We start from the raw sequence: 9830 nt of genomic DNA, 5'->3' as shown, positions 1-9830 counted from the left end.
CATAGTCCTCGCCCACCACGGGCGCGAGATCGCCGCTGGATGCGCCGGTGGCCAGTTGCCAGTTGAGCTGCCCTTGGCCACCGGCGGCAGCCAGCGCCCCGACGTAGGTGTCCGTATCGGTCAGGTAGTCCAGCTCGGCACGGCTCAGGCGCCGGGCCAGTTCCCAGTACGGCACCTCGACGGCCAGCACCAGGGCGGGCGGCACCGGTTCGAGCGGTGGCTCCTCGACGTGCGGTGGCGGGGGCGAGAGCACGGTGTTGCTCATCCCGAACACATCTTCCACCGCTTCGATGCGCCACTCGGCCGCGCCCAGGGTGCCGGTGTCGATGCCGGTGACGCGCACGACCATGCGCTCGATGCCCAGCCGTGGCCAGTGCAGCAGGAACACATCGCCCGGCAACGGCGCACGCTCCAGCGTGTCGCGTGCCACGGTCAGGCTCATCCGCGCCAGCGGCGAGCCCAGGGCGCGCAGGTCGCGCAGGGCCAGCCGCGCGGCCAGCGGCCCGTAGTTGACGCCCGGGTAGTCGCGGCGCTGGTTGATGACGCCGCCTTGCAACTGGATGGCCGCGAGGTTCTGCACCGAGACGGTTGCCTCTGCGCCCGTGGCCCAGCCGGTGTAGACCACCGTGATCTCGTTGGGCAGCTCGCCCCACTGGGCGCGCTCGAAGCGTTCCATGCGCACGATCTCGTCGGGGCTGAGCTGCGGCAGGCTCTCGATCCAGTAGTCGTCGCGCAGCAGTTTCAGCTCGAACGTGCCTTGCTCCGGGTCGGTGTAGAGGATGCCGCCGATGTGGTCGAGCACCTGGGCGATGAACGACTCGATGGGCTGCTGGCGCGTCCAGATCAGATTGAGGCCGAAGCCTTCGCTCGACAGCGCCCACGCTGCGTTCCAGAAACTCCAGCCGATGCTGCTCTGCGGATAGCCCATGCCCCAGTGCGGATCGGTCAGGCACTGCACCAGGATGTGCGCCGGGTTCATGCCGACGCTGATCTCGCGCGCCTCAATCTCATCCCAGGCGCGCACCTCGGCATTCCACGCCATCCACGGCGCATCGAACCAACCCGCGGTGAATCGCCGCACGCGCACGGCCCACGGTTTGATGTAGGGGTTGTTGGCCGCGAACAGGATCTTGCGTGCCACCAAGGACATCACGCCCCGGAAGGCCGGAATGGAGGGCCCCAGGCGGCTCATCAGATAGTCGTTGCGTCCTTGTCCGGTATGACCAGAAAGCACATCGATGGTGCCGACGACGCCGCCTTCGCGCTCGTCGCCGCCAAACAGCGTGGGCTTGTTGATCGAGAGGCTGGTGAGCCCGTGGCCGCTTGGCAGCGGCGCACGGTCGGCATCGCCCCACGCGGTACGGTCGCCCATCTGGATTTCCTGCACGGCGTCCACCGGCCCCTGGCACAGCACCAGGTGCAGGCCTATGCGGTAGCGGTAGCCGACGGTCTGTTTCTTGCTGCGCCCGCCCATCAGCGCGGCTCCTCATGGCCTCGGCGCGCGACCTCGACCACACGCAGGGCCATCGCATCGCCGGTGGCGAGCAGAACATTGGCCTGCACCCCTTCTCGCAGGAAGGCGCGGAAGTCCAGGCCGTGGCGCGCGAACCAGGTGCGCGTGCCGTGCACGCACAGCCCGGCGGCGCGCACGTGGGCGATGGTGACGAGGACGTCGCTGCTCATTTCTTGCCGCCCTTCTTCTTGATCGGCTCGGCTTCCAGATCGCCGTACCACACGACGTTGGCGCCCCGGATGAGCACCGCGCCGAAGACGACGGGGATGGGCCGGCCTTCTTCTGCGGTGGGGGCATCGATGTCGGAGAGGGACGCCGGTTTGGGCTCGGGCGGTTTCGGCGCGAGGGCGGCCGAGACCAGGGCTGCCACCACGATGACGACGAGGTACCACATGGCGCTGTCTCCAGGGATTCAGAACACGCCCGTCGAGAACGGGTTTTTGCTCGGGATGGCGGGGAATCCGCCGTAGTTTTCGAGGTTGTTGAAGCGCGCCTGGCACGTGGCCGTGCTGTGATCGCAGCCGACCGTCAGCAGAACCTCGGTACCGGCTTCAATGGCGACCGGATAGAGCAACTCGACGCCGCTGCCCATTTCACTCACGATCATGTGGCGGGCCCCTTCCGTGGTTTGCAGCCAGCCGCCGGCCAGGCCGCCACTGACGCTGCTGGGCACGCCGCCATCGAGATCGACGCTGCGGCCCGTGCTGTTGCTCACGATGGCGCTGGCCGTGATCGGTGTGGCCCCGCAGGCCGCCGAATACAGCACGTGCGAGCACTTGCGGCTGTAGAGCCGCCGCAGGCCGATGCGCTTGAGGCTGACCTGCGCGGACTCGCAGCGCACGCGTGCGCCATCGTCGGCGACTTCGACGCCCAGCACCCGGCCCATCCAGCGCGTGCCGGCGACCCACCAGTAGTCGCCCCAGGTGCCACGCCGGGCGATGCGCAGGGTGATCGAGGTGGCCTCCCCGGTCAGCGAAGCCGCCAGCAGATGGCGCACCAGATCGCAGTTCGGTGGCAGCTTGAGTTCCAGTGCGGATTTGGCGGCCTCGGCGCCCAGCGCCAGCGCGTTGCGCTCGATGGGCGTGCTCACGTACACCGTACCGTCGAGATCGACGTCGAACTCGTGCGGCGTCAGGTGGAACTGCGCGCTGTTGCTGTCGAAGGCGTAGAGCTCGAGTTCGGAAAGTGTCGTTTCGCTCATGGTCAGTAACCGACATAGAGGACGCGGTCATTGCCGCGTGGCTCCGGCAGTTGACGCGCGGTGATGGCAATCTCGACCAGCGTGGGGGTGTGCCAGTGCAACTCGACGGCGTCGTGGTCGAGGCGGCAGCGGGCCAGGCGCAGGACGCGGCTGCCCGCTGGCACCGGCGCCTCCAGCCCCGAGCGCAATACCAGCACGCCGCCCTGATCGCGGTGGCAGGTCGCGGTCAGCGCGTGCTGCCGGCTGCCGTCCGGGTGCAGGATCAGTGCGCCCGCCGGGCGGTGCCAGAACGCAGAGATGTCCTCGCCCGTCACTCGCAGGAAGCCGTCTTCGGGGTCAGCCTCTGCCGTCACCCGCAGCACCGGCGCCAGGCCATCGGGCAGCCAGAAGGCTTTAAGGCGGCCCTGCGTGCGCCACAGCCGCGCGCGCCAGCGCTCGATCTCCTCTGCGCCGGCCGCCAGATAGCGCCGCTGGAAGGTCGTCGTCGGCCACGGGTCGTCGCGGCGCACCCACGGATCGGCGGGGGAGAGGTCCTGGCGCGTGATCGTCGCCTGCGCGGTGGCGGCCGGATCCTCGCGCCAGTTCCCGTCGGGCCAGACCGGCAGGCCGTCGAGCCAGGGGTCGCCCAGGAAATCCGGGTCGGGCGGCGGCGCGGGCTGAAGCTGGGCGTGGACGCTGCCGCCCGCCATGCCCGGTACCCACTGGGTGAGATCCGCCGGCTCGAGGGCCTTGCCCCACACCAGGGGCATGACGGTGCTGCCCACGGCTGCGGCGCGCGCCAAGGGCTGCGTGAGCCACAGCAGATCGCTTTCCACATCGCTGAGTTGGGCGATCTGCCAGCCGTCAAGAGCGATGATCAGGATCCAGCGCTCGTCGCCGTCCCAGCCTCGCACGCCGTAGAAGCGCAGGCGCAGATCAGCCGCCAGCGGCCCGAAGCGGGCGGCGTCCGTGGCGGTGACGGGCAGCGCCTCCGCTCCGCGCGCACAGGCGGCGGTCAACGGCACCGCGTACTGCGGCAGCGGCCACAGCGCCTTTTGACCGAGATGGTCGGCCAGCCAGTCGGCCACCAGGGCATCGGCCTGCCGGGCGTGGCCAACCTGGTAGGTGAGCAGCCGCCGAGGCACGCGGCGGAGAGCGTGGCGCGATTCGTTGCCACTGGCCAGCCGCGTGACGGCCGTCTGCCATTCCAAGCGTTCGACCAAAGGCTCGGCCCAGTCGTGGCGGAAGGCAAACACGCCGCGCGGGGCGTCCGGCCAAGGCTGGTCGCCAAAGACCTCCATGCCGGTGGCAACAAGGGCGCTCGATGCCGTATCCCGGCGCAACACTTCGATCCACAACGCCGGCGCCTCGATGGGCGGCCAGGAGCCGGCCAAGGATTCCGCCAGCAGGCGGGCCGCAAGACCAGGCGGAAGCGGGGATGAAGCCGTCTCTGGCGAGAGTGTGGTGACGCCCGCGCCGAAACTCGCGCGGGAAATGACCTCGCCCTGCAAGGCGGCCAGCCCGCTGCCAGGCACTGGCGCGCTGCCCAGCTCCGAGATCTGCTCGGCGACGAGGCGCTCGGTCATGCCGACTCCACGCCGAACTCGGCGGCATTGAAGGCGGCTTCCGTCCACTGCACGTTGCCGTTCGGGTTGCGCTCGAACAGCGCCGTGTGCCAGGCCAGTTGCTCTTGCAGGACAAGGCTGGAACTGACGGCGATCTGCGTGCCGCTCTTGACCAAGCCCTTGACGCTGCCCAGACCGGCATCGGTCTTGCGCGCCAGCAGCGTCACCTGCACGCCGTGGATGGCGGGCGTGGCCATCGCCGGCAGCGGCGCGATGTCGAAGCTCTGGCGCAGGCCGGCCGCATCCGCGCGGATGCCGCTGGCCTCATCGCCGTCGCTCACCGCAGCCCAAGCGCTGGATGCGCCTTCGACGGTCCACTGGTTGAGTGCCCCGTCGGCCTGGGGCTGGAGCGCATCGACCCGAACGTCGCCGAGGAAGTTGTTGTTGATTGTGCCGCTGGTGTCGGCGAGGTAGAGGTCGTCCACATCGACCGTCACCGGGCACGGCTCACCCGGCACCGCGCCCACGAAGGCGGTGAGCAGCGGCCCGCCGCCCTGGGTGGTGTTCTGCGCCGACAGGGTGATCGCGAGCACGCCGTTGAGGCGCACGTTCAACGTGCCGTTGCTCGTGCCCTGCACGACCTGCAGTTCGACGTAGTGCCACCCCCGCACGGCCGCCGTCATGACCGAGGTCGAGATCAACTGGTCCCAGCCGCTCATCCCCGATCCCGTCCGCCGGTAGAGCTTGAGCCGCCCGTCCTCGCCGATCTTGACCAGATGCGCAACACCGGCCGTCGTATCGCGCACGCCCAGCAGCACCGGCTCTTGATAGGTGTTTTCGAAAGGCGCCACCCGCAGGGCCGCGCCGACGATCAGGCTGGGCGTGCCGGCATCGAGGTTCTTCACATACCCGCCGCCGGAGCCTTCCGGCAGGCGCAGGGCGTAGGAAGACGGCCGCCGGCCGGGGATGCGCATGGCCTGCGGCGAGAGATACGCCGCCTTGCCGCGTGCCAGCCACGGCTGGCCGAAGTCGTCCAGTTGCTGCGGGTCGTAGTGGTCGAAGCCGTCGATGAAGAGCAAGGCCATGCGTCACCCCTGGAGTGCGGCACGGACCGCGCGGGCGTTCCTGCCGATAATGTTGAGGATCACCCGCTCGCCGGCGGGCGTTTGCAGGTGGTCGTGCGTCACGCCCGGGTCGATGGCGTTGACGATGCGCACGGCCTGCTGCACCGGTGGCGGCGCGGGCGGCGCGCTCACCGGCGGCACCAGCCCGCCGGCGGCGAAGGCCAGGCGCTGCCCGTCCCACACGGGCGGGGTGCGCAGGCCGTTGATCGCATCCAGAAACGCCACGCCCACGCGCTGCACGGCCGCCGCGCGCACCACGTACTCGCCGGCGGACAGCCGCGCGGGGATGGAATCGCTGGTTGCACTGCCAGGGCCGGTGACGTAGCCGCCCGCGGCGAACTTCTTGATGTTGCCCAGCAGCGCCATGACGGCCGCCACCATCGCCGCCATCGCGGCAATCGCCAGCCCCGGGCCCACGATGGGGATCGCGGCCTGCGAGGCGGCCGCCCCGGATCCGGCTTCGGCGGCATTGGCGCTGACCTTGGCCGCCGCCTCGGCCTGCTTGGTCGCCACCGACTGCGCGGCCGCGGCGGTCTCGGCGGCCTGCTCCTGCTGGAGCAAGCCCAGCTTGACGGCGAGCATGCGCGCCTGCATCGCCACCCACTGCTGGAACGGCTTGAGCACCATCTCTTGCAGGAAGGCGTCCGCGATGCTGCGGAAGATGGTGGAAAGCGCCTCGCGCAGGGATTGCGCGCCGCTGACGATCCCCTGCACCGCCTGCCCGAAGGCCTCGCCGATGCGGTTCCACACCGGGGCGAGTTCATCGGTGACCAGCCGCGTGCGCGCAAGCTCGTTGCGGAAGGCCGCCACGCGCAGCACGGCTTCCGGGCCGATGGCCTGCGCGGCCTGCTGCATCGCGGGCAGCAGGCGCTGCATCTCGGCCGCCGATTGCTGCTGCAAGGCTACGATCTGCTGCCGCGCCTGGGCTTCGGTGAGCAGCCCGGCTTGGCTCTGGATCTGGATGCCCTCCTGCGCGTTGCGCAGCCGCTCGGTGACCTGCCGCCACTGCGCTTCGAGCGCCTCGAGGTTGGCCTGCGCGGCCTTGACGTCGATCAGCCGGTCGATGAGCGAAACGCCGTCGGCATCGCTCTCGGCCAGCAGGCGCGCGCGCAGGTCACGATAACTGCGCTCGATCGCGGCTCTGCGGTCCTGCGTCGTGTCGGTGCCGGTGAGCCTGGCCAGTTCCTCGCGCGCGGCGGCCAACGCATCGGCCAGCTCGCGCTCGGCCTTGGCCGCGGCGCGGGCATTGCTCTGCTCGACGTCGGCGCGCTTGTTGTTGAGCGCGATCAGCTCGGCCTCGAGCCTGGCGACCTCGGCCTTGCCGCGCAGGCGCTCCTCCTCGCTCTTGCCGCCGGCTGCCAGCTGCCGGCTGCGTGCCAGCGCCTGCTGCGTGCGGGCGATCTCGGCGTCGATCTCCTGCTGCTCGAGCGCGGTCTTGCGGGCGTAGTAGTCGCGCAGGGAAACGAGCCGGTCTTCGAGCGCGGCGTCGAGCGCGGTTTGTTGGCGGCGCAAGCCGTCTTTGAGCAGGGTGAACTCGGCATCCATCTGCGCCTTGAGCAACTCGGCCCGGGCGCTCGCCGTGTCGCGGGTCTTGCCCGGAGCCGTGAGCCGCTGCAGCAGCGCCGGGTCGGCCTGCACCTTGGGCGCCTGGACCTCGATGGGCTTGGGGTCGAACAGACTGTCGCGGAACTCGGCCAACTCATCGAGTCGTTTGATCAGGCTGGCTTTGAGGTCGGCAATGATCGCCTTGGCCCCGGCGGTATTGCCGCGCAGCGCTTCGACCGCCGCCGCGACACCGGCGCCAATGGCTTCGCCCAGCGCGACGAAGGCCTTGCCGACGGTGGCCGCGCCCAGCGCCAGGGTCTTGAGCACCAGCACGATGCCGTCCAGGATCGCGCGCAAGGTGCCGCCTTGCTTGGCCGACTCGACCATGCCGCCCGCCATCGCGTTCATCGCCGGCAGGAAGGCCTCGATCACCCGGTTGGCGATGCTGGTGGTGGCGAGCTTGACCTTGGCCATGGCGTCGTTGAACGCCTCGGCCTGCGCAGCCGTTTGACCGCCGATCTGCACGCCCAGCGCTTGCATCTCGCCGGTCAGGGCCGCGATGCCCTCGCGCCCCTGGTTCAGGAAGGGGATGAGTTCGGAGCCGCTCTTGCCGAACAACTGCACCGCCAGCGCAGACTTCTGCGCGCCGTCGGGCATGGCCTTGAAACGGTCGGCCAGATCGAGCAGCACCGCATCGGTCGCGCGCAGCGTGCCGTCCTGGTTTTTGAACTCCACGCCCAGCGCTTTGAGGCGCCGGGCGGACTCCTCCGAGCCCGTGGCCGCCTCGAGCATCGCGGTGGCGAGCTTCTTGAGCCCGGTCTCGAAGGTCTGCGCCGAGACACCGGACAGTTCGGCCGCCGGCACCAGGGTGGAGAGCGCCTCCACCGTGATGCCCACGCGCTGCGAGAGCTTGTTGAGCGCATCGGCCGACTCCAGCGCCGACTTGACCATGGCCCCGAGGCCCGCTGCCGACAGGGCCACCCCGAGCCCGGCGAGCACGCCGTTGACACTGCGGGCGGCATCGGCCAGCCCTCCCAGGCCCCGCTTGACCGCGTCGAAGGCACCGCGCGTCTCGTCGACGGCGCGGATGAGGATTTGGGCGCGGTTGCTTGCCATCAGACTTTGTCCAGTTCTTGTTGAATCGCCCGCGCCAGTGCCGGCAACGCCCGTTGCACCCCGGCGGCGAGGTCCAAGCGGCGCTTCAGATCCACCCGCCGCACCAGCACGGCGATCGGGATCTCCTGGCCGCGCTGCAGGCGCTTGACGCCGGAGCGCTGCCGCTCGGCGCGCTTGAAGCGGCCAAGCTGCGCGGCGTTTTCCTGGATGTTTTCGGCCATCAGCAGCACGCGGCCGTCCTTCTCGACGAAGAAGGCGTTGCCCGAGCGCATCAGGCCGTCGATCACGGCCTTGAAACGCTTGGGACCGATACGACCGGGCAGCAGCGGGATCAGCAGATTGCCGCTCACGGTGCCGCCTTGGGTGTGGATGCCCAGCCAGGGGATGCGGCTGCCCACCCACAGCGCGGGCAGACGCTCGGGCTTTCGGTCGAACAGCTTGGTCTGCATCGACGAGACGAAGCTCGTGCGCCGCACCGCAAAGGCGCTGCGCATCTGGGCACGGGCGGCCTCCCGCACCTCGCGGCCGCCTACCGCCATCCCCTTGGCCACCGCCGCGTGGATCACCCGTCGACGCTGCGCGCTCCAGGCCGAGAGTTGCCGCGTATCGAGCAGTCCGGAGGTGGCCAGCGTCAGTTTCATGGCCGCACGTCCTCCCACAACTCGCGCTGCAGCCGCTCGATGGCCGCGCGATCCCCCTGGGCGGCCACGGCGTGCAGGGCCAGCCGCAGGGCCAGTTGCTGCCGCTCGATCCGTGCGTCGGCCTCCAGCAAAGCCCGCGCCTGAGGCAGCGTGTAGCGCATCACGTCATCGAGCCGGTGCCCGGCACGGATCAGGCGGGCGACGGCGTCGTCCCAGCTTGCATCTGGCGCAGGGTCGGGGCCAGCCGCTGCGCCGCGCCCTGGATCGCCGGCACGACGCGTGCCACGAAAAAATCCGCGTTCACCTCGAACACGGCGGCAGCCAGTCGCACGGCATCGTCAAGCGACAAGTCGTTGATCCACGCCCGCTCGCGCCGGGTGGTGATGGCCAGCAGTTCCAGCACCGCCTCGCCGTGCCGGGCCAAGAGGTCGATCCAGTCCGGCTCGGCCGAGAGATCCGCAGCGAGGGGCCGCACCGCCGCGAGGAGGCGCGGCAACTCGCCCAGCCGGATCGGCGTCAGTTCCAGCGCGGTGCCGGCCACCGTGACCACCCTGGGCACGGGCGGGAAGGTCTGGAAGTCGGCCTTGTCATCGGTCATCGCCCTCTCCTTACAACAGCACCAGGCGGCCGAACTGGCCGAGATCGCCGCCGACCGGCTTGGTGAGGTCCGCCAGCACCTGGCCGGAGAGTTCGAACTTGAGCAGCTCGTCCGTGATGATCGAGAGTTCCTTGGCCGGGTTGATGGCCACGCGATAGAGGTCGATCACCACCTCGCGGTTGCCATCGGCGGTGTTGAGGCCCTCGAAGCGGATCCAGCGCTCGGGCAAGGCTTGCGTGAACATGGCCGTGTGGCTGGCCGCACCAAACGCATAGTCCACCGTGAAGGGCTCGGTGTACGGGCCGCCGGTGGTGGCATCCAGGATCACCAGCGACCCGTGCTTGGCGTTGACGCTGTACTGGCTGGCCGGCAGCGTCTTGGGCGGGCTGTCCGAGTCCTGCACCTGCACCGCCGAGACGTTTTGCATCGTGAGCGGATAGAGGTGCCCCGGCGTGACCGGGTTGGGCAAGGCTTCGCCGGTGACCGTGCCTGGCGTGACTTGAGTGCTGTGCCCGTAGAGCGCCAGCGCCAGGTTGGTCGGGATGAGT

General features: G+C 69.8%; 11 protein-coding genes. All 11 read right to left on the bottom strand.

Annotated elements, in window-relative coordinates:
• Nucleotides 1-1474 (bottom strand): phage tail protein (locus tag F615_RS0116600; RefSeq protein WP_019562275.1); only part of this gene is annotated, 1474 nt, incomplete at its 3' end.
• Nucleotides 1474-1683: a hypothetical protein gene (locus F615_RS0116595; protein WP_019562274.1), complete on the bottom strand. Its 210-nt coding sequence runs from the start codon at nt 1681-1683 to the stop codon at nt 1474-1476. The genes F615_RS0116595 and F615_RS0116600, both read right to left, overlap by 1 nt.
• Nucleotides 1680-1907 carry a hypothetical protein gene (locus tag F615_RS0116590; RefSeq protein WP_019562273.1) on the bottom strand — a complete coding sequence of 76 codons (228 nt, stop codon included), beginning with the start codon at nt 1905-1907 and terminating at the stop codon, nt 1680-1682. The genes F615_RS0116595 and F615_RS0116590 overlap by 4 nt, the downstream gene beginning before the upstream one ends.
• Nucleotides 1908-1925: 18 nt before the next feature.
• Nucleotides 1926-2714 (bottom strand): DUF2163 domain-containing protein, encoded by a 789-nt coding sequence (locus tag F615_RS0116585; protein WP_019562272.1) that lies wholly within the window; start codon nt 2712-2714, stop codon nt 1926-1928.
• A 2-nt stretch (nt 2715-2716) separates the two neighbouring features.
• A complete protein-coding gene (locus F615_RS0116580; RefSeq protein ID WP_019562271.1) occupies nt 2717-4279 on the bottom strand; it encodes a hypothetical protein in 1563 nt (520 codons plus the stop codon).
• Nucleotides 4276-5343: a hypothetical protein gene (locus tag F615_RS0116575; RefSeq protein WP_019562270.1), complete on the bottom strand. Its 1068-nt coding sequence runs from the start codon at nt 5341-5343 to the stop codon at nt 4276-4278. Before F615_RS0116575 ends, F615_RS0116580 begins: the two co-directional genes overlap by 4 nt.
• Nucleotides 5344-5346: 3 nt before the next feature.
• The gene (locus F615_RS0116570) at nt 5347-8043 is read right to left on the bottom strand and encodes a tail protein (protein ID WP_019562269.1); all 2697 of its coding nucleotides are present in this window, start codon (nt 8041-8043) and stop codon (nt 5347-5349) included.
• The gene (locus F615_RS0116565) at nt 8043-8684 is read right to left on the bottom strand and encodes a DUF6441 family protein (RefSeq protein ID WP_019562268.1); all 642 of its coding nucleotides are present in this window, start codon (nt 8682-8684) and stop codon (nt 8043-8045) included. Before F615_RS0116565 ends, F615_RS0116570 begins: the two co-directional genes overlap by 1 nt.
• The gene (locus tag F615_RS20220) at nt 8681-8845 is read right to left on the bottom strand and encodes a hypothetical protein (protein ID WP_019562267.1); all 165 of its coding nucleotides are present in this window, start codon (nt 8843-8845) and stop codon (nt 8681-8683) included. Before F615_RS20220 ends, F615_RS0116565 begins: the two co-directional genes overlap by 4 nt.
• Nucleotides 8846-8874: 29 nt before the next feature.
• Entirely contained in the window at nt 8875-9282 is a 408-nt protein-coding gene (locus tag F615_RS0116555) for a DUF6631 family protein (protein ID WP_019562266.1), read from the bottom strand.
• A 10-nt stretch (nt 9283-9292) separates the two neighbouring features.
• Nucleotides 9293-9830: phage tail tube protein (locus F615_RS0116550; RefSeq protein ID WP_019562265.1), on the bottom strand; the 538-nt coding region annotated here is incomplete at its 5' end.

The sequence above is a fragment of the Caldimonas manganoxidans ATCC BAA-369 genome, assembly GCF_000381125.1.
In the GTDB taxonomy this organism is placed as follows: domain Bacteria; phylum Pseudomonadota; class Gammaproteobacteria; order Burkholderiales; family Burkholderiaceae_C; genus Caldimonas; species Caldimonas manganoxidans.
Note: the sequence above shows the minus strand (reverse complement) of the source record. Positions and strands in the feature narration are given on the sequence as shown.

Bases quoted from the DNA above. Each gene is read 5' to 3' on its own strand.
- F615_RS0116595 (WP_019562274.1), bottom strand. From the start codon at position 1,683: ATGAGCAGCGACGTCCTCGTCACCATCGCCCACGTGCGCGCCGCCGGG.
- F615_RS0116590 (WP_019562273.1), bottom strand. From the start codon at position 1,907: ATGTGGTACCTCGTCGTCATCGTGGTGGCAGCCCTGGTCTCGGCCGCC.
- F615_RS0116585 (WP_019562272.1), bottom strand. From the start codon at position 2,714: ATGAGCGAAACGACACTTTCCGAACTCGAGCTCTACGCCTTCGACAGC.
- F615_RS0116580 (WP_019562271.1), bottom strand. From the start codon at position 4,279: ATGACCGAGCGCCTCGTCGCCGAGCAGATCTCGGAGCTGGGCAGCGCG.
- F615_RS0116575 (WP_019562270.1), bottom strand. From the start codon at position 5,343: ATGGCCTTGCTCTTCATCGACGGCTTCGACCACTACGACCCGCAGCAA.
- F615_RS0116570 (WP_019562269.1), bottom strand. From the start codon at position 8,043: ATGGCAAGCAACCGCGCCCAAATCCTCATCCGCGCCGTCGACGAGACG.
- F615_RS0116565 (WP_019562268.1), bottom strand. From the start codon at position 8,684: ATGAAACTGACGCTGGCCACCTCCGGACTGCTCGATACGCGGCAACTC.
- F615_RS20220 (WP_019562267.1), bottom strand. From the start codon at position 8,845: ATGCGCTACACGCTGCCTCAGGCGCGGGCTTTGCTGGAGGCCGACGCA.
- F615_RS0116555 (WP_019562266.1), bottom strand. From the start codon at position 9,282: ATGACCGATGACAAGGCCGACTTCCAGACCTTCCCGCCCGTGCCCAGG.